Source organism: Erwinia sp. 009765445 (assembly GCF_058137865.1).
In genome coordinates, this window is sequence record NZ_JBYUWC010000027.1 from 12959 (window position 1) to 35003 (window position 22045).

Genomic DNA, 22045 nt, shown 5'->3' on the forward strand with positions numbered 1-22045 from the left:
AGATGGGCTAAAGTTTCCACGGCAACAAAAACGTCAAACCAGTTAAACGCTGTAGTACAGCTCGAACTCGACCGGATGTGGCGTCATGCGAACGCGGTCCATTTCGGATTTACGTAGTTCGATGTAGGCATCGATGGTGTCGTCAGTGAACACGCCGCCACGAGTCAGGAACTCGCGGTCTTCGCTCAGTGCGTTCAGAGCTTCTTCCAGAGAACCGGCCACTTTTGGAATCTCAGCTTCTTCTTCCGGCGGCAGGTCGTACAGGTTTTTGTCCATCGCGTCGCCAGGATGGATTTTGTTGATGATACCGTCCAGGCCAGCCATCAGCAGTGCAGAGAAGCACAGGTATGGGTTAGCTGCTGGATCAGGGAAGCGAGCTTCGATACGACGTGCTTTCGGGCTGGCAACCACTGGAATACGGATAGAAGCAGAACGGTTACGGGCAGAGTAAGCCAGCATAACTGGAGCTTCGTAACCCGGGACCAGGCGCTTGTAAGAGTTGGTGGTCGGGTTAGACAGGGCGTTGATCGCTTTAGCGTGCTTGATCACACCGCCGATGTAGAACAGGGCAGTTTCAGACAGGCCGCCGTATTTGTCGCCAGCGAACAGGTTGGTGCCGCCTTTGGACAGTGACATGTGGCAGTGCATACCGGAACCGTTATCACCAAAGATTGGTTTTGGCATGAAGGTCGCAGTTTTGCCATAAGCGTGAGCTACGTTGTGCACAACATATTTGTAGATCTGAATTTCGTCAGCTTTTTTGGTCATGGTGTTGAAGCGGGTTGCCACTTCGTTCTGACCAGCTGTTGCCACTTCGTGGTGGTGAGCTTCAACAACCAGGCCCATCTGCTCCATGGTCAGACACATAGCAGAACGGATGTCCTGTGAAGAGTCGACTGGTGGAACCGGGAAGTAACCGCCTTTCAGACCTGGACGGTGTCCTTTGTTGCCGCCTTCGTATTCTTTACCAGTGTTCCAGGCTGCTTCGATATCGTCGATAGCAACGTGTGAACCGGAAGTAGTCGCGCCAAAGCGCACGTCATCAAACAGGAAGAACTCTGGCTCTGGTCCAAACAGAACGGTGTCTGCGATGCCGGAAGAGCGCAGGAAGTCTTCAGCGCGCTTTGCGATGGAGCGTGGATCACGATCGTAGCCCTGCATGGTGCCTGGCTCGAGGATGTCACAACGGATGATCAGCGTAGGGTCTTCGAAGAACGGATCCAGAACAGCGGTAGTCGCATCAGGCATCAGAACCATGTCTGATTCGTTAATCCCTTTCCAGCCACCGATAGAGGAGCCGTCAAACATTTTGCCTTCTTCGAAGAAGTCAGCGTTAACCTGATGAGCAGGAATAGTGACGTGCTGTTCTTTACCTTTGGTATCGGTAAAACGCAGATCAACAAATTTGACTTCGTGCTCGTTCATCATCGACAGAACGTGTTCAGCGGACATACTTAACTCTCCTGGATTTTGTCATTGTCGTCGTGGTTAGAGATCTTTCCGGTGTACCACTTTGCTTATCTGGCACAGTGAACCGATAATAAAGATCTCTGACAAGCTATCAACCGTTGTGGAAACTGGCATTCTTCTCTTGAGTGTAATAAAGCGAAATCTATGCCAACTTTCTTAACTGACTGAAAAAGCGCTATGATGCACCCTCTCGTGAGACGGGAGCTGCACCATGATGGAAGTCGCGCACCATTATGGTGCTACAGAGTGCAATGAGGGCACCAAATTGGTGCATTTTTTCGATGGAGTGCAATTCCTGCACTGTAAATGGCTGTAAAAGCAATCCTGACAGTTATCTTTAATTGATATTTGTGATCCTGTTCAGTCCTTCGATTAATCCGTGTACAATAGCGCGCTATTTCTAATGCCTGAGGCAAAGCTGTGATCGAAAATTTGCGTAACATCGCCATTATTGCCCACGTTGACCATGGTAAAACTACCCTGGTTGATAAGTTGCTGCAGCAGTCCGGTACCTTTGATGCCCGTACTGAAGCAACCGAACGCGTAATGGACTCCAACGATTTGGAGAAAGAGCGTGGGATTACCATCCTCGCAAAAAACACCGCCATTAAATGGAACGACTACCGCATCAACATCGTGGATACCCCAGGACACGCCGACTTCGGCGGTGAGGTAGAGCGTGTGATGTCAATGGTTGACTCGGTGCTGCTGGTTGTGGATGCAATGGATGGCCCTATGCCGCAAACCCGCTTCGTGACCAAAAAAGCGTTTGCTAATGGTCTGAAGCCGATCGTGGTGATCAACAAAGTTGACCGTCCTGGCGCACGTCCTGACTGGGTTGTTGACCAAGTTTTTGACCTGTTCGTTAACCTGGACGCGACCGACGAGCAGCTCGACTTCCCGGTTATCTATGCTTCTGCCCTGAACGGTATCGCTGGTCTTGACCACTCCGACATGGCTGAAGATATGACTCCGCTGTACGAAGCCATCGTGAAACACGTTTCTCCTCCGCAGGTTGAGATGGAAGCACCGTTCCAGATGCAGATTTCTCAGCTGGACTACAACAACTATGTTGGTGTTATCGGCATCGGCCGCATTAAGCGCGGTAAAGTGAAGCCAAACCAGCAGGTCACCATCGTTGATAGCGAAGGCAAAACCCGTAACGGTAAAGTCGGTAAAGTGCTGACTCACCTGGGTCTGGAGCGTATCGACGCAGCAGAAGCTGAAGCAGGCGACATCATCGCCATCACCGGTCTGGGCGAACTGAACATCTCCGATACCATCTGTGATCCACAGAATGTTCAGGCACTGCCAGCCCTGAGCGTTGATGAACCAACCGTAACCATGTTCTTCAACGTCAACACCTCACCGTTCTGCGGTAAAGAAGGTAAGTATGTGACTTCACGTCAGATCCTTGACCGTCTGAACAAAGAGCTGGTGCACAACGTGGCACTGCGCGTTGAAGAAACTGCGGATGCTGATGCGTTCCGCGTTTCCGGTCGTGGTGAACTTCACCTGTCCGTTCTGATTGAAAACATGCGTCGTGAAGGTTTCGAGCTGGCGGTATCCCGTCCGAAAGTTATCTTCCGCGAGTTCGAAGGCCGTAAACAAGAGCCATTCGAAAACGTGACCCTGGATATCGAAGAACAGCACCAGGGTTCTGTGATGCAGGCGATGGGTGAACGTAAAGCGGACATGAAAAACATGGATCCGGATGGTAAAGGTCGCGTACGTCTTGACTACGTTATCCCAAGCCGTGGCCTGATTGGCTTCCGTAACGAATTCATGACCATGACTTCCGGTACCGGTCTGCTGTACTCCACCTTCAGTCACTATGACGATATCCGTCAGGGCGAAGTGGGCCAGCGTCAGAACGGCGTACTGATCTCTAACGGTCAGGGTAAAGCGGTGGCCTTCGCCCTGTTCAGCCTGCAGGACCGCGGTAAGCTGTTCCTGGGTCACGGTGCAGAAGTTTATGAAGGCCAGATTATCGGTATTCACAGTCGCTCTAACGACCTGACTGTTAACTGCCTGACCGGTAAAAAACTGACCAACATGCGTGCTTCCGGTACTGACGAAGCCACTACCCTGGTTCCGGCCATCAAGATGACTCTTGAGCAGGCGATCGAGTTTATCGATGATGACGAACTGGTGGAAGTGACTCCGCTGTCCGTCCGTATTCGTAAACGTCACCTGACTGAAAACGATCGTAAACGCGCTTCGCGCGGCAGCAAAGACGTTTAATCTGACGTTTTAGCTGTTATTTCAGGGCCGGTTTCTTCCGGCCCTGTTTTTTTCTCCCTCTTTGACTCTCCAGCATTTTTCGAAATTCCCGACCTGTTCAGGCTTCCGTTTTACCGCTAGAGTGAATAACTCACCGGAACAAAAGGAGATGGCCATGCTGTATATCTTTGATTTAGGTAACGTCATTGTTGATATTGATTTCAACCGGGTTCTGGGCGTCTGGAGCGATCTGGGACGGGTGCCGCTAGCCACGCTGCAAAACCACTTCACGCTGGGTGAGAACTTTCATCGCCATGAGCGCGGTGAAGTGAGCGATGAAGCCTTTGCTGAACAGATCTGCGACGAACTGGGGCTGGCGCTGAGCTTTGAACAGTTTACCGCTGGCTGGCAGGCCGTTTTTGTCGGCGTGCGTCCGGAAGTGCTGCAGATAATGAAGACGCTGCGCGATCGTGGCGAGCGGGTGGTTATCCTTTCCAACACTAATTCTCTGCACTGCACCTTCTGGCCGTCCCAGTATCCTGAAGTACACAGTGCCGCAGATAAACTCTATCTTTCGCAGGATATGGGGATGCGTAAGCCTGAAGCCCGCATTTATCAGCAGGTCCTGAACGAAGAAGGCTATACCGCCGATCGGGCTATTTTCTTTGATGACAACCTGGAGAACATCGAGGGTGCACGTGCGCTGGGGATCCAGAGCGTTCATGTGACCGATGCCAGCATCATTCCGGCCTTATTTGCCGAAAGGCGTTAACGATGAGCCGTATTAACCACTACCGGCATCGCCTGCGGGCGATCGGGGCATGGGTAAAATTGCTCTGGCGGCGCATTGACGAAGATGCGATGACCACGCTGGCCGGGAATCTCGCCTATGTCTCACTGTTGTCACTGGTGCCGTTGGTGGCCGTGGTGTTTGCCCTGTTCGCCGCTTTTCCGGCGTTTTCTGCGGTCAGTGCCCAGCTGAAAAGCTTCATCTTTAGCAACTTTGTTCCGGCATCGGGTGTGGCGATCCAGGGCTATCTCGAGCATTTCGTGGCGAATGTGAACAAGATGACTGCGGTGGGGGCCTGTGGTCTGGTAGTGACCTCGCTGCTGCTGATGTACTCCATTGATACCGCGTTGAACACCATCTGGCGCAGCCAGCGAAAACGTCCGCTGGTCTACTCCTTTGCGGTTTACTGGATGATCCTGACGCTGGGTCCGATGCTGGCCGGCGCCAGCCTGGCGATCAGCTCATACCTGCTCTCGCTGCGCTGGGCCTCGGTGAGCGGCGTCAGCGGGCTGATTGATTATGGTCTGCGCATCTTCCCGCTGCTGCTCTCGTGGCTCTCTTTCTGGCTGTTGTATAGCATCGTGCCCACACGCCAGGTTTCGGCCAGGGATGCGCTGGTGGGCGCGCTGGTCGCCGGGCTGTTATTTGAGCTGGGAAAAAAAGCCTTTGCTCTGTATGTTACGATGTTTCCCTCATACCAGTTAATTTATGGTGTGCTGGCTGTTATTCCCATCCTGTTTTTGTGGGTATATTGGACGTGGTGTATTGTTTTGCTGGGAGCGGAAATCACTGCTTCCCTGGGCGACTACCGCCTGTTGAAACAACAAGAACAAGAAAAAGAAGACGAGGAATCATGATTGCCTTAATTCAACGAGCGCTGAGTGCCAGCGTTACGGTGGCCGGAGAGACCATCGGTGAAATCGGGCCAGGATTGCTGATCTTACTGGGCGTGGAAAAAGGGGATGACCAGCAAAAAGCGCAGCGGTTGTGCGAGCGCGTACTGGGCTACCGTATTTTCAGCGACGACCAGGGAAAAATGAATCTCAACGTTCAGCAGGCGGGAGGCAGTCTGCTGGTGGTGTCGCAGTTCACGCTGGCGGCGGACACGCAAAAGGGCATGCGTCCTGGCTTTTCAGGTGGCGCTGAGCCTGCAGAAGCTGAACGGCTGTATGACTATTTTGTTGGCTGCTGCCGTGAGAAGGGCATCAAAACTGACACCGGGCGTTTTGCCGCCGATATGCAAGTGGCCCTGGTCAATGATGGCCCCGCCACCTTCTGGCTGCAGGTTTGAAGCGGCTGGAAGGGCTCGGAAGCGGATTGGGCTCAGAGAGAGAGAACCATTTTATGTATCACCTTCGAGTGCCTGAAACGGCGGAAGAGCTGGATACCTACTATCAGTTCCGCTGGGAAATGTTGCGTAAGCCCCTTCATCAGCCAATGGGCTCTGAACGGGATGCCTGGGATGCACTGGCGCATCACCAGATGGTGGTGGATGAGCGTGGCGAGCCGGTGGCCGTGGGCCGTCTGTATATTAATGGCGACAATGAGGCGGCAATCCGTTTTCTGGCCGTGCATCCTTCCGTACAGGGCAAAGGGCTGGGAACGCTGGTGGCGATGACCCTGGAGTCCGTTGCGCGGCAAGAAGGGGCCAAACGTGTGGTTTGTAGCGCCCGCGAAGATGCCGTTGAGTTCTTTGCCAAGCTCGGTTACGTCAATGAGGGCGAGATTACCGCCCCGCAAACCACGCCAGTGCGCCATTTCCTGATGATCAAGCCAGTGATCACGCTGGATGACATTCTGCACCGCGCGGACTGGTGCGGTCAGCTGCAGCAGGCCTGGTACGACCATATTCCTTTAAGCGAGAAAATGGGTGTCCGCATTCTGCAGTACACCGGGCAGAAATTTATCACCACCATGCCGGAAACCGGCAACCAGAACCCGCACCATACGCTGTTTGCCGGCAGCCTGTTTTCACTGGCGACGCTGACCGGCTGGGGGTTGATCTGGCTGCTGCTACGTGAGCGGCATCTTGGCGGTACCATTATTCTTGCCGATGCGCATATCCGTTACAGCCATCCGATCACCGGTAAGCCGGGGGCGGTGGCTGACCTGGGCTCGTTGAGCGGCGATCTGGATCGCTTGGCGCGGGGCCGTAAAGCTCGCGTGCAGCTGGAAGTGGAGCTGTTTGGCAATGAGGAGTGCGGTGCGGTCTTTGAGGGCGTGTACATCGTGCTGCCAGCCGATCCGGACGGTCCGTTAGAGCAGGGCGGGTCCGGAGGCTGACGAAAAAGTTTTGCAGGCAGGGCGCTTGATCAGCGCCCTTTCTTTTTGCGGCCCGGCTGGGCAAAACGCTTGCGGGAAGCGGTATTGCCCGCGGTTTTCTCACCGGCTTTTGGCCCGCTGCTGGCCGGTTTCTTCGCGGCTGAAGTTTTAGGTTTGGCTTTTTTCCCTGCAGGTTCATCAGAAGATGAATTTTCCAGCAGTTTAAACAGCTCAATCAGCTCATCGTCGGTCAGGTCACGCCACTCGCCGAGCGGCAGCCCTTTAAGATTCACGTTCATAATCCGCGTGCGTTCAAGTTTGGTCACTTCATAGCCGAAGTGCTTACACATGCGGCGGATCTGGCGGTTAAGCCCCTGCACCAGCGTGATGCGGAATACAAACGGTGCTTCTTTCTTCACCTTACACTTTTTGGTGACCGTACCCAGCATCGGCACGCCAGCGCTCATTCCGGTGATAAACTCATCGGTAATCAGCTTGTTGACCGTAACCACATACTCTTTTTCATGGTTATTCCCGGCCCGCAGGATTTTGTTGACCAAATCGCCGTGGTTAGTCAGGAAAATCAGCCCCTGAGAATCTTTATCCAGTCGGCCTATAGGGAACACGCGCTTGCTGTGGTTAACAAAATCACTGATGTTGTCCCGCTCACCCTCTTCCATGGTGGTGATGATGCCAACCGGCTTGTTCAGCGCAATCAGCACCAGATCTTCTTCGTCACGCGGCTCGATCAGCTGACCGTTCACTTTCACCACGTCTCCGGCATGCACCTGATCGCCGACCGAAGCCCGCTTGCCGTTGATAAAAACGTTACCCTGCTCGATGTAACGATCGGCATCGCGGCGGGAGCAGATCCCGCTTTCGCTGATGTATTTATTGAGACGTGTTGAGTTGGTCAGCATGGTTATTCCGCAAATAGGCGGATTTTACCTTTAAATGATCACTGTGCGCCAGCCACCTGACCACCGGTCATGGTCCGCTGCAGCGTTTTATCACCAGCCGTCACCGACAGCGTGCCGTTCATCCCTGCTTTCAGTGGTTTGTCAGCGGCAAGGCTACCCTGAACTTTCAGCTGCAGAGTGCCATTACCTTCCAGCGGCACCGTTGGCCAGCCCCAGTCGTGCAGCAGGTCAACCGGTACTTCGCGGCCAGTCATCGTTAACGACAGCGCTCGCTGAGGCTGCTGAGAAAGGGTTGCCACGCTCTCCACCATTCCGCTTTTGGTGAAGGCGCTCATTTCGGTCACGTTGATGTTGTTATCGTCAGCATTGAGGGTTATTGAGGGGTGACGCAGATCCACGCGATTAAACGTTGCTTCCGCCGCGTTCAGGCTGACATTTCCTGACCAGATGCCCCACTGGTGATTGCGAGCCATCAGCAGATTGCTGCCGTTGCCCTCCAGCGAGGTCAGCTGGAGCGGAAAGTCAGGGTTAATGTCGATAATCAGGTTCCGGTTAGCGGCAAATTTGGTCACTTCCACGCTGTCCAGCCAGTCAGGCAGAGGAGCCATCCAGCGGTCGCGCCAGTTCTGCGGCAGCGTGTATTCAAGCCCGGCCACGGCCAGTTCATCCAGCGTCAGTTTCTTGTCGCTGCGCGTCCAGTGGCCAGAAGTGCGGATCAGCCCGTTAACCCAGCGCGAGCTGAACTGCGTCAGCGCGACGCCGTCAGGAGAAAACGCCAGATTGACAATGGGATCGTTCAACTCCAGGCTGCCATTCACAAAGGTGCTGGCATTCATCGACAGCGAGCCGTCATTGCTTTCCCAGTCGCCGTTGCGCAGCGTGATGTTTTTCAGCGCCATATCGAGATCGGTGACCGCCCAGTCCGCGCCTTCCAGCCGGGTATCGGTTACGTCGATTCGGTCAAAATGCACCGAAGGCAGAGTGAGGATCGGATCGAGGAAGTTGCTCAGTGACTGGTCGCTCTGTAAACGGATACTGTTAAGGCGAAGGTTAGTCACCTGCCAGTTGCCCTGAGCATCGCGCTGTGCGCTGCCCGTCACCGAGCCCAGCGCCACATCGGCACCGAGATTACTCACTACAAGCTGATTAGAGTTGATGCTGCCCTGCAGCAGCACGTTGGTGGCCGGAACACCGTTTAACTCCAGAGAGCCCGCGCTCATCTGGAAGCTGGCATCGCTACCGATGAAATCCCCTGCCTGAGGTTTCCACGGCACAATACCGCCGTCCACTCTTCTGGCTGCAACAGGTAATTTACTGCCCGGACTGTCGATGGCCATCTGATTCAACTGCAGCCGGTCAGCGGAGAAGGCCAGTGGCTTACCGCTATCGGTAACGTTAAGAGTGCCATTTTCCAGCCAGATGCTGGAGAAGTGCAGCGGATCTGTGAACTGTCCGCTGCTGAGACCCAGATCGATTTTCTTTGCCACCACGGTGGCTGGCTGAGTTTTCAGGCCGAAGGAGGCATTATCCAGGATCAGATGAGAAGGGTCGGAAAAGTTGTGTTCCAGCTTGGTGAAGGCGATCTGGTAATCGCTGTGCTGGCTGAGGGTGCGGCTGATCCAACTGGCGCCCCACTGAGTCTGCGCCAGCACATAGACCGCCACCACTGCCAGCAGCAATAGCAGCAGGATTGTCAGCAAAATTTTTCCGATGACCTTCATTGCATCCGTCCCTTTGAGTGTTCGGTAAAGGATTGTTATGCCTGATTTATCATCGAAGCTCAACCGCCAGATAGTGACGGCGGCTCGCAGATCGGCCGCCGTCACTGTTCAGAAAGAGATTATTTCTCCTGAGGGAAAAGCAGATTCAGAACGATCGCAGTGATACCGCCCGCGGCAATACCGGAAGAGAGCAGCGTTTTCAGCCAGTCAGGGGCGAACTGCAGTATCAGAGGCTGCTGAGAAATACCCAGACCCACGGCCAGCGACAGCGCGATAATCATAATCGCACGGCGGTTTAATGGTTCGCGCGAAACAATGCGTACGCCGGAAGCGGCAATGGTGCCGAACATCACGAGCGTGGCACCGCCGAGAACCGGCTCAGGGATATGCTGGACAAATCCGCTGACCGCCGGGAACAGGCCCAGCACAATCAGCATCAACGCCACCACGAAGCCGACATAGCGGCTGGCCACGCCAGTCAGTTGGATCACGCCGTTGTTCTGGCCGAAGCAGGAGTTAGGGAAGGTGTTGAACAGGGCTGAAACACAGGAGTTAAGCCCGTTAGCTAGCACGCCGCCTTTCAGGCGCTTCATGTACAGCGGGCCGCTGACCGGTTGTTCAGAAACGTCAGAAGTGGCGGTAATATCCCCGATGGTTTCCAGTGAGGTGACCATAAAGACCAGCATCAGCGGGATCAGCAGATTCCAGTCAATGCCCAGACCGTAGTAGAACGGCATCGGCACCGTAATCAGTGCTTGATTAGATGGCGTGGTGTTTTCCGGCAGCATGCCCAGAACCCAGGCGAGCAGATAGCCCACAGCCATTGCAATCACCAGCGAGGCAACGCGCAGATAAGGGTTGCGCTGCCGGTTGAGCAGGATAATTACCAGCAGCACCGCGCCTGCCAGCATCAGATTTTTGGGTGCGCCAAAGGTGTGATCGCTCATCGCCGCAAAACCGCCGCCAATCGAGGTCAGCCCGACCTGAATCAGTGACAGACCGATAATCATCACCACAATCCCGGAAACCAGCGGCGTGATAATGCGCCGGGCCAGATGCAACACGCGGGAAAGCAGCATTTCAGTGCAGGAGGCCAGCATCAGCGTGCCGAATAAGGCAGCCATCATGGTCGGCACATCGGCACCGCCGTTTTTCAGCGCCATGCCGCCCATGATCAGCGGAGACACAAAGTTGAAGCTGGTGCCCTGAATCGACAGCAGGCCTGAGCCAATCGGTCCCCAGGTTTTAATCTGCAGAATGGAAGCCACTCCGGAGGCAAACAGCGACATGCTGATAATGTGCTGGGTATCCTGAGCAGGAAGCCCAAGCGCCTGGCAAATCAGCAGTGCGGGGGTAATAACCGCCACAAACATCGCCAGTAAGTGCTGGCAGGCGGCAAACAGGGTTTGCGGTAAAGGCGGGCGATCTTCCAGTCGGTAAATCAGCTCACTTTTGGCTGCAGGAACAGCGCTGCGGAGGGCATCGGCTTCAGGGGTATTCACGGACATTCTCAGGGTTCCCGGACGAACAAAGTGGCGATTTTAATCTTATGTCGGGCAAAAGCAAACGATTGCTGTGTGGGACAAATCACCCCCGGACACACAGCCCGGTAGGAAAAGGGCTAAGCTGAAGTTTTGGTTTAACAGGCAGAGAATATAGAGAGGGCGCAGATGCGGGTATTTTTGATTGGTGCAACGGGTGGGGTGGGACGTCGGCTTCGCAAGCGCCTGGTGAGTGCAGGCCACCAGGTCACCGGCCTGCATCGCCGGGACAGCCAGAAAGAAGAGCTGGAAGCCGACGGCGTGGATCCGCTGAATATCGACCTGATGAACACCAGTAGCGAAAGGCTGGCAGAGGCGATGAAGGGCTGCGATGTGGTGGTTTTCTCTGCCGGAGCGGCGGGAGCTGGCGTTGATTTTACCGACGGCATTGATGGCCGGGGCGCAAGATTCGCTGCGGAAGGAGCAAGACTGGCCGGGGTCAACCGTTTTCTGCTGGTCTCCGCTTTCCCGGATGCCGGAAGAGGCAAGGAGCCGTCGCCGGGCTTTGAACATTATATGCAGGTGAAGAAGCAGGCAGATGTGATGCTGGCTGCGACAGAGCTGGACTGGGTCATCCTGCGTCCCGGCACGCTGGCGAATGAGGCGGGAAGCGGCAAAGTTCGCGTTGGGCTGGCAATACCTTATGGCACCGTACCGCGTGAGGATGTAGCTGCAGTGCTGCACAGCCTGATTGAGCGGCCGGAAGTGAAAAGGGTGATTATCGAACTGACCACGGGGGAGCAAGCGGTGGAAGAGGCTGTCGCCGGTATGGCGGCTTTCAGCGGCAGGTTAGAATGAGCTGGTCAGTTCAGTAGCTTAGTGAAGGGAAGCCGCCATCTGCAGCTTATTGAACAGTGAAACGGCCATCTGCCGCTGGTCAGCTACGGCAACAGCAGGAGTCCGTCAGGCGTTGGTGTAGCGTTCTGTTTCAGGGAGCCAACGTTCAATCAGTGCCTGCGCCTGATCCGGATAGTGCTGGTGGATATGCCGGGCGATGCGCTGCACATCCGGGATCATCGCACCGTCGCGCAGCAGATCGGCCACTTTGAATTCAGCGTTCCCCGTCTGGCGAGTGCCCAGCAGCTCGCCAGGACCGCGGATTTCAAGATCGCACTGGGCAATCACAAAGCCATCGTTACTGTCGCGCAGTACCTGCAGACGCTTCTGCGCGGTCTTGCTCAGCGGCGCTTTATACAGCAGCACGCAGTGAGAGGCGACAGAGCCACGACCTACGCGGCCACGCAGCTGATGGAGCTGAGCCAGGCCCAGCCGCTCCGGGTTTTCAATAATCATCAGGCTGGCATTTGGCACGTCCACTCCAACTTCAATAACGGTAGTGGCAATCAGCAGATGAATGTCGCCCTGCTTGAAGGCCTGCATCACCCCCTGCTTCTCTGCTGGTTTCATCCGGCCGTGCACCAGCCCGACCTGAAGCTCCGGTAGTGCCAGCTTAAGCTCTTCCCACGTGGCTTCCGCCGCCTGCGCTTCCAGCTGCTCAGACTCTTCAATCAGGGTGCAGACCCAGTAAGCCTGGCGTCCTTCGCTGCAGGCACTGCGCACGCGGGTAATGATATCCGCTCTGCGGGTATCCGGAATGGCGACGGTGGTGACTGGTGTCCTGCCCGGCGGCAGTTCATCAATGGTTGAGGTATCAAGATCGGCATAGGCAGTCATAGCCAGCGTACGTGGAATAGGGGTTGCGGTCATGATCAGCTGGTGGGGATGGAAGCCCTGCTCCTCGCCTTTTTCCCATAATGCCAGACGCTGATGGACGCCAAAGCGATGCTGCTCATCAATGATTACCAGCGCCAGGCCGTTGAACTGTACCTGCTCCTGGAAGATGGCATGGGTGCCAACGATCATGGAAACCTGCCCGCTGGCTATCGCTTCCTGCTGGGCCAGACGCGCTTTACCTTTTTGCTTACCGGCCAGCCAGCCCACTTCAATTCCCAGCGGCGCAAACCACTGGCGGAAGTTACTGGCATGTTGTTCTGCCAGCAGCTCGGTTGGAGCCATCAGCGCGACCTGCTTGCCCCAGGCGATGACGTTGAGGGCGGTCAGGGCGGCAACCAGCGTTTTGCCGGAACCCACATCACCCTGCACCAGACGCATCATCGGGTAGTCATGGGCCAGGTCCTGTTCAATCTCGCGAACGACCCGCTGCTGGGCACCCGTTGGGCTGAAAGGCAGGGCCGCCAGCAGTTTATCGTAAAGCTCGTGACGGGCAGGCATTGGCAGAGCATGGTAACGCTGAGCCCCGGCACGAACGGCCAGCATACTCAGGTTATGGGCCAGCAGCTCTTCCATAATCAGGCGACGTTGCGCCGGATGCGTGCCGCTGTCCAGATCGGCCAGCGCCATATCCGGCGGCGGGCGATGCAGCGTATGAATGGCTTCAGGCAGGCTGATCATCCCCTGACTCAGCTCAGGAGGCAGCAGCTCGGCAATCGCACCGGTTTCCAGCAGTTCAAGGGCCTGATCGGTGAGATTGCGCAGCGTTGCCTGGCGGATACCTTCGGTGGTTGAGTAAACCGGGGTCAGCGTTTCCTGCAGTTCCACCACGCTGTTGTCACCCTGCACGCGGTATTCCGGATGGATAATCTCCGCGCCACGCTGGCCGCGTTTGATTTCGCCGTAGGCGGTCACGCGGCGGCCGGGTGCCAGGCTGTTTTTCATGCCCGCATTGAAATTGAAAAAGCGCAGGGTGAGGATGCCGGTACCATCGCTGATCTGACAGGTCAGCATCCGGCGGCGGCCAAAGGTGATATCACTTTGCAGCACTTCACCTTCTACCGTGGCATAAATGTTGGGTAACAGGTCATTGATTGCGTAGAGCTGGGTGCGGTCTTCGTAACGCAGCGGCAGGTGCAGCAGTAGATCCTGCACGGTTGCCAGCCCCAGCTTCGCCAGTTTGCCTGCCTGGCTTGCGCCAACGCCGGAAAGTGCACTCAGCGGCACGGCATCCAGCAGGCGGCCTTTCATTTTCTGCGTACCGAAGCTTGCATTGTTGCCCACCACTGCGGGTCGGCGACAACCTGGCCCTCGTTATCGATGACCGGGTAGGGCAGGCCTTTATGTTTGGCAACGCGGGCCAGCACGGGATAACCGCCTTCAAACAGCAGACGCTGCTGCTCGCTGTACTCCAGCGTGCTCTCCTGACGCTGATACATTCCGGCATTCTGCCGCTGACGCTGAGCTTCATACAGGATCAGAGCAGAGGCCACGGACACATTCAGCGACTGCACCATGCCAATCATCGGAATGATGATGTCCTGGTCGGCAAGATCCAACGCCTGCTGAGTGATGCCGGTTTTTTCCTGGCCCATCAGAATACAGGTCGGGCGGGTGTAATCGATTTCACGGAAATCCACCGCTTTATCAGACAGGTGCGTGGCAAGGATCTGCATCCCCTGACCTTTAAGATGGCCAACGGCATCAGCAATAGTGCGGTGTGTTTTAACCTGGACCCAGCTGTTGCTGCCTGCGGCGGAGGAGACCATAGTGCGCATCCGGCTACCTGGCCACACCGCGTGGACTTCGTGCACACCAACCGCATCCGCCGTGCGGATCACGGCGAAAACGTTGTGGGGTTTATGCACCTGTTCCATGCAGACGGTCAGATCGTGCTGACGGGCGGCCAGCATTTCAAGGATGCGGGCATAGCGTTGAGCATTCATGCGCTAATTTCTGTTACGGTGAACTTTAATCACGTCCGGCATCACGCGGATTTTACGCATAATATTCGCCAGATGGACGCGGTCACGGGCCGTCAGACGGATAAAGGCGCTGTAAACGCGACCATCTTTTTCTTCCGTATTAAGGCTCTGGATGTTGGATCCGGCAGTGTTAATGGCCGCAGTCAGGTTCGCCAGCGCGCCCTGGTGGTTAAACATGTCCACTTTGATCTCCGCCACGAACTCCTGCTCGGTGACCTTATCCCACTCCACGGCCATAAATTTCTCAGGCTCTTTCTGGTAGCCACGGATATTCCGGCATGACTCATGGTGGACCACCAGGCCTTTGCCCGGACTGACATGAGCGACAATCGGGTCACCGGGGATCGGGCGGCAGCATTTGGCAAAGGTGATCAGCACGCCATCGGCACCCTTAATCGGCAGCTTGCTGCGCGAAGAGCTGCCCGAAGGCGGCTGTGCAACCTGTGCGGTCTGCTCACTCTGCTGCAGATTTTTCGCCACCACCACACTCATTGCGTTGCCCAGGCCAATCTCAGCCAGCAGATCGTCCAGCGTGGCCAGCTTCATGCGTTCCAGCTCGTGCTGAAGATTTTCCGCCGGGATTTCAGCCAGCTTGCGGCTGCCGCCCAGCGCATGATTGAGCAGACGACGGCCAAGGCTGATGGAGTCGTCGCGCTTGAGGTTTTTCAGCAACTGGCGGATTTTGGCCCGTGCTTTCGAGCTGACTACAAAGTTGAGCCAGGCAGCATTTGGCCGTGCGCCAGGCGCAGTAATGATTTCGACCGTTTGCCCGCTGGTCAGCGATTGTGACAGTGGGTAAGGCTGGCGGTCGACCCGCGCACCCACACAGGCATGACCGATATCGGTATGCACGGCATAGGCAAAGTCGACGGGCGTCGCACCGGCAGGCAGCTCGACAATGCGACCTTCCGGGGTGAAAACGTAAATCTCATCCGGGAACAGATCGGATTTCACGCTTTCAATGAATTCGAAAGAGCTACCGGCACTCTGCTGCAGCTCCAGCAGGCTCTGCAGCCAGCGTTGGGCGCGGATTTGCGCTGTGGTACTGCTTTCGCCCTGCTCTTTGTAGGCCCAGTGGGCGGCCACCCCCATCTCTGCCATCTGATCCATATCTTCCGTGCGGATCTGCACCTCGACCGGCACGCCGTGGGGGCCAATCATCGAAGTGTGGAGGGATTGATAGCCGTTGGCCTTGGGGATTGCGATATAATCTTTTACCCTGCCCGGGCGTGGCTTGTAGAGGCTGTGCATCTGCCCCAGCACCCGGTAGCAAGTATCGACATCACTGACAATGACCCGAAAAGCATAGATATCCATAATCGAATGGAAGCGCTGCTCTTTCAGGTGCATTTTGCAGTAAATCGAATAGAGGTGTTTTTCCCTTCCGCTGACGCGGCAGGGGATCCCCGCTTCCTGCAGGCGACCATCAATTTCCGAGAGGATTTTCTGGATCATCTCTTTACGGTTGCCGCGAGCCGCCTTAACCACTTCTTTAATCACGCGGTAGCGGTTGGGGTACAGTGCCTCAAAGCCCAGCTCTTCCAGCTCGGTTTTCAGGTGATGGATACCCAGTCGGTGGGCCAGCGGGCTGTAGATTTCCAGCGTTTCAAGCGCAATGCGACGCTTCTTGTCCGGACGTAAGGCGCCCAGGGTTCGCATGTTGTGCGTGCGGTCAGCCAGCTTGATCAGAATGACGCGGATATCCTGCACCATCGCCATGATCATTTTGCGGAAGTTTTCGGCCTGCGCCTCTTTCTTGTCGCGGAATTTCAGCTTATCGAGTTTGGAAACCCCTTCAACCAGCTCGGCGACGGTCTGGCCAAACAGCTGTTCCATATCCTGATAGGTGGCGGGGGTGTCTTCGATAACGTCGTGCAAAAGCGCGGCCATGAGGGTTTCATGGTCGAGCTTCATTTCAGCCAGGATGCAGGTGACAGCAACCGGATGGGTAATGTAAGGCTCACCGCTGGAGCGCGTCTGTCCCTCGTGAGCATCACGTGCGACAAGGTATGCTTGCTTGAGGCGCTTAATCTGGTCCTCAGGCAAGTATTTTTCAATCAGTTGATTGAGGCTTTCAAACAGATACAAGGGCGAGCCTTCCGGCTGATGATTAACGACGACCTTCAGCGATAGCGGTAACGGCCTGTAACTCAGCGGCTTCCTGCTCTTGCTGTTCCTGACGATCACGCACATCCAGAATCTGGTTGGTGATCAGACCTTCTTCGATTTCGCGCAGCGCGATCACGGTTGATTTGTCGTTTTCTTCCGGAACCAGCGGATCTTTACCGCCAACCTGCATCTGACGGGCGCGACGAGCGGCGACCAGAACCAGGTCAAAACGGTTACCAATTTTTTCTACTGCGTCCTGTACGGTTACGCGTGCCATAAGTGTGATACTCCACGGGTGACGAAATGACTGGGCATCATACTGAGTTGTCCTCAGTCTGCCAACAGTTTGCTGATTAAAGCATCATGACGGGACTTTTGACGGCCCATTCGCAGACGCTCGGCGCGAATGATGGTTTTCAGATCGGACAGGGCCAGATCGAAATCATCGTTCACAATAAGGTAGTCATATTCTGCATAGTGACTCATCTCGGCGACGGCCTGGGCCATGCGCTTCGCAATCACCTCTTCGCTGTCCTGACCGCGGCCGCGCAGGCGGCGATCCAGCTCATCTTTCGACGGCGGCAGAACGAAAATACTGCGTGCCTGGGGCATTTTCTGGCGAATTTGCTGCGCGCCCTGCCAGTCGATATCTAAAAAGACATCCACACCGGTGGAGAGCACCTGCTCAATCGCAGTACGGGACGTGCCGTAGTAATTGCCAAACACTTCGGCGTGCTCAAGGAAGGCATCTTCCGAGATCATTCCGCGGAATTCGTCATGGGAAACAAAATAGTAGTGTTCGCCGTGATTTTCGCCCGGACGCATTCCCCTGGTGGTATGGGAAATGGAAACCTGGGTGTCGTACAGCGGCTGAGTTTTCAGCAGCGCATGAATCAGGCTGGATTTACCTGCCCCACTGGGCGCTGAAACAATAAAAAGTGTGCCTTGAGCCATGATTATTCTTGATATGCCAGTCGAAGTCTGATTCCTGCACAGTATACACGGCTGAACCGCATCATGCAGCGTTTCAGGCGCCTCGCGGCATTATTTCTCTGGAAATGGAAAGTGTCTCGCAGTACTGATGAGACGTTTCATGTTATGCAAAAATTCTTTTCGCCCCCTCTCTGAAACTCCTCCGTTATCCTTCGCGACTCCTGGTCCTTTGCGCTGTAATCCTGCCAGCAGGAAAACAGGGAGCAGGAAGATGCGCAACATAATAATTATTTTGATCCTCTGGTGTGCCGTGGCCCAGGGGCAGTGTCCGGTCTGGACGCCGGCCCGTGCAGAGCGGGAAATGACCATTCTGGCGAAACAACTGAGTGACTGGGATCGCGCGTATTACCAACAGGGCATCAGTGAGGTTGAAGATGACCGTTATGACGCGCTGGAGAAAAAATACCAGGCCTGGCAGCGCTGCTTCCGGCCACAAAGCGGTATGCGCCAGCCGGAATGGAGCACCAGCGGCAAAGAGCCTCATCCGGTGGCGCATGTTGGCGTCAAAAAAGTGGCGGATAAGCAGGCCCTCGCCCGTTGGATGGCGGGGAAAACCTCTCTTTGGGTTCAGCCGAAAGTGGATGGTGTTGCCATTACGCTGCATTACCGGCAGGGCAAACTGCTCAGGGCGATCAGCCGGGGAGATGGGCTGCGGGGCGAGGACTGGACGGAGAAGGTCAGGCACATCCCGGCGATCCCACAGCAGATCCCCCTCAACTCTGGCCCAGTGGTTTTGCAGGGCGAACTGTTTCTGATGATGAACGATCATCAGCAGGCGGTGGCGGGTGGAGTCAATGCCCGGGCGATAGTGGCCGGGACTATGAGGCGCAGGGAAGCGACGGAGATGCTGCAGAGGCTGGGCATTTTTGTCTGGGCCTGGCCTGGAGGCCCGGAACAGATGACTCAGCGTCTGGCGCAGTTGAAGAATGCCGGTTTCAGCCTGACGGCGGACTGGAGCCGGCAGGTGGCCAGTGCTGATGAAGTTGCCGACTGGCGTGAGCGCTGGTTTCACCAGCCGCTACCTTTCGTAACGGATGGGGTGGTAATCCACAGCCCGACATCGGCAGGTGTTTACTGGCAGCCCGGAGACAATGCCTGGTCCGTTGCCTGGAAATATTCCCCACCAACCGTCAGCACAGAGGTGCGATCCATCGACTTCCCAACGGGACGAACGGGGAAAATCAGTGCCGTGCTGAATCTTGTCCCCGTGCAGCTGGATGACAAGAGAGTCAGCCGGGTCAGTCTCGGCTCCTTAAGGCGCTGGCAGGCCGCGGATATCGTGCCCGGCGATCAGGTCAGCATCAGCTTGGCCGGTCAGGGGATCCCACGGATGGATGAAGTGGTGTGGCGGGTAGCCGATCGCCAACTTCCCCTGATACCCGACGCGACAGAATTCAACACGCTGAGCTGCCTGACATATACGGCTGCCTGCCGTGAACAGTTCCTCTCCCGGCTGGTCTGGCTGAGCAGTAAGGCGGTACTGAGCATGTCCGGCATCAGCCGCGCACGCTGGCAACAGCTGATGCAGAGCGGACAATTGAGCCACCTCTTCTCCTGGTTGTCCCTGACACGTGAACAGATCGGGGGAATTAAAGGGATGACTGAGGTACGGGCGGAACAGCTTTATCACCAGTTTTCCCTCAGCCAGCAGCAGCCATTCAAACGCTGGGTGAAAGCCACCGGCGTGCCCGTTCCTGAGAGTGCGCTAAACGCCATGACCGATGATAACTGGCAGACGCTGCTGGCCCGAGATGAGGCAGCCTGGCAGAAGTTGCCCGGCATTGGTCAGAAGCTGGCCGGGCAGATTATGGCTTTTCTGCATCACCCTCAGGTTCAGGCGTTGATTGCCTGGTCAGAACACTATCAGGAGAACAAACTCAATGATCGGCATGCGGGTAATTAAAGACGGGCAGGCCCAGCTTGAAGCGCAGCGCCAGCAGCCGGGCAATAAAGCCGAACAGCAGGGTAATGATGATCACAAGCTCGTGGGAGAGGGGGGTTTTCAACAGCAGGATGTAAAGCCAGCCGGAGGCGAAGGCAATGCCCGCGTACAGCTCTTTCTGGAAGACCAGAGGGATGCGATTGCAGAACATATCGCGCAGCACGCCACCAAACACGCCGGTGATCACTGCGCAAATGGCTGCAATGATCGGGGCGTGCCCCATATCCAGCGCCACTTCGGCCCCGATAATCGAGAAGACCACCAGGCCCAGTGCATCCAGTACCAGGAAAACCTTGCGCAGATGGGGCATCAGAGGGGCCAGTTGGGTGGTCAGCACAGCGGCGACGGCGACGATGATGATGTAAACCGGGTGCTGCACCCAGCCGAGCGGATAGTGGCCCAGCAGCATATCCCGTACCGATCCACCGCCGATGGCGGTGACGGAGGCAATAATGATCACGCCAAACATATCCATTTTGCGGCGACCTGCAGCCAGTGCGCCGGTCATGGCCTCTGCCGTAATACCGATGATGTAGAGAACAGTTAGTAACATAGCCCGCTCCAGGGGAAACCGGCCGCAAGCCTGAAGGATCGGCAGCAGGTTGACGACTGAGAATTTCTAACAGGTGGCGATGGGATTAAATTTTCTAATCCGGTAATGCCTGTAGATTACGCGAGTTGCAGCCAGACAGCGACAAAAGGACGAGAATATGAGGACAGATGAGCTATTCCGATTAATGGCACGTGGGATCCATCCTGAATCAGGAGAGCTGCTGCCGGAGGGGTCGGTGGTGCATTCTCCGGATGCGATAAGGCTGTTGTTCTTGCTGGCCGAAGAGTTTAAGGATGAAAGTTTCATCCCGGTGAAGCGACGGGAGAAAGTTAAGTTGACCCCCGAAGAGCGTCGCATGAAGAACCGCTTTGAGGGACGGCCAGCTAACGCCTACCTGCCCTGGAGGGAGGAAGAGCAGCAGCAGTTGGTGGCGGAATTTACCCGGGGCGGCAGCATTCCCGAACTGGCAGAGGCCTGTGAGTGCACCACCAGTTCTATCGCCCTGAAACTGGAAAAACTGGGGCTTATCATCGCAGAAGAGGCTGCGGATTATGCCTGATGACTGGATGACGGGTAATTAACCGGGCCGACGTTATGTTCCGGCCCGGAAAGAGAAGTTTATTCGGTGGCTTTAGCCAGCTGACGCTGACGCAGGATGCCGGGTAGCAGATAGCTGGCAAGCGCCAGGATACCCAGTGCAATGCCCAGCCAGAGCAGGCCGCCCGCACCGCTGGATGCCAGCATAATGCCACCCGTCAGCGCACCGCCGCCAATACCGATGTTAAAGGTGGAGACATACAGCGCCGAGGCGGCTTCCGGCTGCTCCGGTGCCAGCTGAATCACCCAGCTTTGCAGCCCGACTATCAGCATGGAAACGGACATGCCCCACAGCACCATCTCCACCCATCCCAGTACCGGCTGGGCGACACCAGGCAGCATCAGGATCTGCGCCATAACAATCCCGGCACTGGCAATCACTGCCAGGAGCATTGGCCGGTGGCCAAACCAGCCAGCCAGTACCGTACCGACGGCTCCGGCCAGCCCGAAGGCCAGCAGCATCATCGGATGACCGGCGTCCGGAATATGCACCTTATTGCTCAGCAGGCTGGTGATATATGTGTAGCCATTGAAGTGCGCGGTGATGATCAGCAGGGTGGTAAGAGCGGCTGCATACAGCGGCGCATTATTTTTTGGCAGACCGGTTTTACCTTCACCGCGTTCAGTTTTTATGGAAGGCAGCCAGAAGTAGCCACCAATAAAGGTCAGCAGGCCCAGTAAACCGAACAGGCCAAAGCCTTTCTGCCAGCCAAATGCCAGCCCGACCGCGCTGGAAAGCGGGACACCGGCAACAATAGCCACCGAAATCCCGGAGAAGACCCAGGCTGTCGCCCTACCCGGTGACATCTGTGGCAGGATACGAACCGCATAGGCGGCCAGTATCGACCAGAATACCCCGTGCCCCAGTGCGGCGATCAGGCGGATCGCCACCAGCATCCAGTAATTATGAGTCACCAGTGCCAGGCTGTTGGATAAGGTGATGGTGCCCAGCAGCGCCAGAAAAAGCGTGCGGCGGTCAATGTGCCGGGTCATCAGCGTAAAGGGAATTGCGGTCAGCGTGATGATCCAGGCATAGCCGGTCACCAGCCAGCCGGTCGCCCCCAGAGAAACATGGAGGTCGCCGGCAATCTGCGGTAGCAGTCCGATGGGCAGGTATTCCGTGGTTTGCGACACAAAAGCGCCCAACATCAAAATGAGCAGTGCTTGCATACGGTTATCCTGTTCTTTTCAGTCAGCGATAAAGCGTA

19 protein-coding genes are annotated in these 22045 nt (G+C 56.0%); 8 read left to right on the forward strand and 11 right to left on the reverse strand.

Annotated elements, in window-relative coordinates; all coding sequences use genetic code 11:
- Positions 1–42: 42 nt before the first annotated feature.
- Complete coding sequence (glnA, locus tag AC3Y5R_RS22365; protein WP_489923165.1) at positions 43–1452, reverse strand: glutamate--ammonia ligase; 1410 nt, start codon at positions 1450–1452, stop codon at positions 43–45.
- Positions 1453–1890: 438 nt separating this feature from the next.
- Here glnA and typA point away from each other — a divergent pair, with 438 nt between their 5' ends.
- The 5 genes from typA to fabY all read left to right on the forward strand — a co-directional run bounded on the left by typA (position 1891) and on the right by fabY (position 6766).
- Positions 1891–3714: a ribosome-dependent GTPase TypA gene (typA, locus tag AC3Y5R_RS22370; protein ID WP_158782313.1), complete on the forward strand. Its 1824-nt coding sequence runs from the start codon at positions 1891–1893 to the stop codon at positions 3712–3714.
- Between the two features lie 154 nt (positions 3715–3868).
- Positions 3869–4465 carry a glucose-1-phosphatase gene (gene yihX / locus AC3Y5R_RS22375; RefSeq protein ID WP_489923166.1) on the forward strand — a complete coding sequence of 199 codons (597 nt, stop codon included), beginning with the start codon at positions 3869–3871 and terminating at the stop codon, positions 4463–4465.
- A gap of 2 nt (positions 4466–4467) precedes the next feature.
- The gene (locus AC3Y5R_RS22380; protein ID WP_489923167.1) at positions 4468–5340 is read left to right on the forward strand and encodes a virulence factor BrkB family protein; all 873 of its coding nucleotides are present in this window, start codon (positions 4468–4470) and stop codon (positions 5338–5340) included.
- Entirely contained in the window at positions 5337–5774 is a 438-nt protein-coding gene (gene dtd, locus AC3Y5R_RS22385; RefSeq protein WP_158782310.1) for a D-aminoacyl-tRNA deacylase, read from the forward strand. The genes AC3Y5R_RS22380 and dtd overlap by 4 nt, the downstream gene beginning before the upstream one ends.
- Before the next feature lie 53 nt (positions 5775–5827).
- Positions 5828–6766, forward strand: a complete 939-nt coding sequence (fabY, locus tag AC3Y5R_RS22390; protein WP_158782309.1) for a fatty acid biosynthesis protein FabY — start codon at positions 5828–5830, stop codon at positions 6764–6766.
- Between the two features lie 29 nt (positions 6767–6795).
- Here the strand turns inward: fabY and rluF are convergent, their stop codons facing one another.
- The 3 genes from rluF to AC3Y5R_RS22405 all read right to left on the reverse strand — a co-directional run bounded on the left by rluF (position 6796) and on the right by AC3Y5R_RS22405 (position 10894).
- On the reverse strand, positions 6796–7665 hold the full coding sequence (gene rluF, locus AC3Y5R_RS22395; protein WP_489923168.1) for a 23S rRNA pseudouridine(2604) synthase RluF: 870 nt from the start codon (positions 7663–7665) through the stop codon (positions 6796–6798).
- 38 nt (positions 7666–7703) lie between these two features.
- The gene (locus AC3Y5R_RS22400) at positions 7704–9386 is read right to left on the reverse strand and encodes an AsmA family protein (protein WP_489923169.1); all 1683 of its coding nucleotides are present in this window, start codon (positions 9384–9386) and stop codon (positions 7704–7706) included.
- Positions 9387–9505: 119 nt separating this feature from the next.
- Positions 9506–10894 carry a nucleobase:cation symporter-2 family protein gene (locus AC3Y5R_RS22405; RefSeq protein ID WP_489923170.1) on the reverse strand — a complete coding sequence of 463 codons (1389 nt, stop codon included), beginning with the start codon at positions 10892–10894 and terminating at the stop codon, positions 9506–9508.
- Between the two features lie 162 nt (positions 10895–11056).
- Between AC3Y5R_RS22405 and AC3Y5R_RS22410 the strand changes: the two genes are divergently transcribed.
- On the forward strand, positions 11057–11725 hold the full coding sequence (locus tag AC3Y5R_RS22410) for an SDR family oxidoreductase (protein WP_489923171.1): 669 nt from the start codon (positions 11057–11059) through the stop codon (positions 11723–11725).
- Between the two features lie 105 nt (positions 11726–11830).
- On the opposite strand, the gene recG is transcribed toward AC3Y5R_RS22410, so the two are convergent.
- The 5 genes from recG to gmk are packed head-to-tail and all read right to left on the reverse strand — an operon-like array spanning position 11831 to position 17706.
- The gene (gene recG / locus AC3Y5R_RS22415) at positions 11831–13909 is read right to left on the reverse strand and encodes an ATP-dependent DNA helicase RecG (protein WP_489923185.1); all 2079 of its coding nucleotides are present in this window, start codon (positions 13907–13909) and stop codon (positions 11831–11833) included.
- The gene (trmH, locus tag AC3Y5R_RS22420) at positions 13906–14604 is read right to left on the reverse strand and encodes a tRNA (guanosine(18)-2'-O)-methyltransferase TrmH (protein ID WP_489923172.1); all 699 of its coding nucleotides are present in this window, start codon (positions 14602–14604) and stop codon (positions 13906–13908) included. Before trmH ends, recG begins: the two co-directional genes overlap by 4 nt.
- Positions 14605–14607: 3 nt before the next feature.
- Positions 14608–16731, reverse strand: a complete 2124-nt coding sequence (gene spoT, locus AC3Y5R_RS22425) for a bifunctional GTP diphosphokinase/guanosine-3',5'-bis pyrophosphate 3'-pyrophosphohydrolase (RefSeq protein WP_489923173.1) — start codon at positions 16729–16731, stop codon at positions 14608–14610.
- A 22-nt stretch (positions 16732–16753) separates the two neighbouring features.
- Positions 16754–17029, reverse strand: coding sequence for a DNA-directed RNA polymerase subunit omega (gene rpoZ, locus AC3Y5R_RS22430; protein WP_016191359.1), 276 nt, complete (start codon positions 17027–17029; stop codon positions 16754–16756).
- Between the two features lie 53 nt (positions 17030–17082).
- Complete coding sequence (gene gmk, locus AC3Y5R_RS22435) at positions 17083–17706, reverse strand: guanylate kinase (protein WP_158782302.1); 624 nt, start codon at positions 17704–17706, stop codon at positions 17083–17085.
- A 250-nt stretch (positions 17707–17956) separates the two neighbouring features.
- Here gmk and ligB point away from each other — a divergent pair, with 250 nt between their 5' ends.
- Positions 17957–19648 (forward strand): NAD-dependent DNA ligase LigB, encoded by a 1692-nt coding sequence (ligB, locus tag AC3Y5R_RS22440; protein ID WP_489923174.1) that lies wholly within the window; start codon positions 17957–17959, stop codon positions 19646–19648.
- On the opposite strand, the gene AC3Y5R_RS22445 is transcribed toward ligB, so the two are convergent.
- Positions 19623–20240 carry a trimeric intracellular cation channel family protein gene (locus AC3Y5R_RS22445; protein WP_158782300.1) on the reverse strand — a complete coding sequence of 206 codons (618 nt, stop codon included), beginning with the start codon at positions 20238–20240 and terminating at the stop codon, positions 19623–19625. The two genes, ligB and AC3Y5R_RS22445, sit on opposite strands and share 26 nt — an antisense overlap.
- Before the next feature lie 184 nt (positions 20241–20424).
- Between AC3Y5R_RS22445 and AC3Y5R_RS22450 the strand changes: the two genes are divergently transcribed.
- The gene (locus tag AC3Y5R_RS22450; protein WP_489923175.1) at positions 20425–20799 is read left to right on the forward strand and encodes a hypothetical protein; all 375 of its coding nucleotides are present in this window, start codon (positions 20425–20427) and stop codon (positions 20797–20799) included.
- 59 nt (positions 20800–20858) lie between these two features.
- Here the strand turns inward: AC3Y5R_RS22450 and AC3Y5R_RS22455 are convergent, their stop codons facing one another.
- Positions 20859–22007, reverse strand: coding sequence for an MFS transporter (locus tag AC3Y5R_RS22455; protein WP_489923176.1), 1149 nt, complete (start codon positions 22005–22007; stop codon positions 20859–20861).
- Positions 22008–22045: the final 38 nt, after the last annotated feature.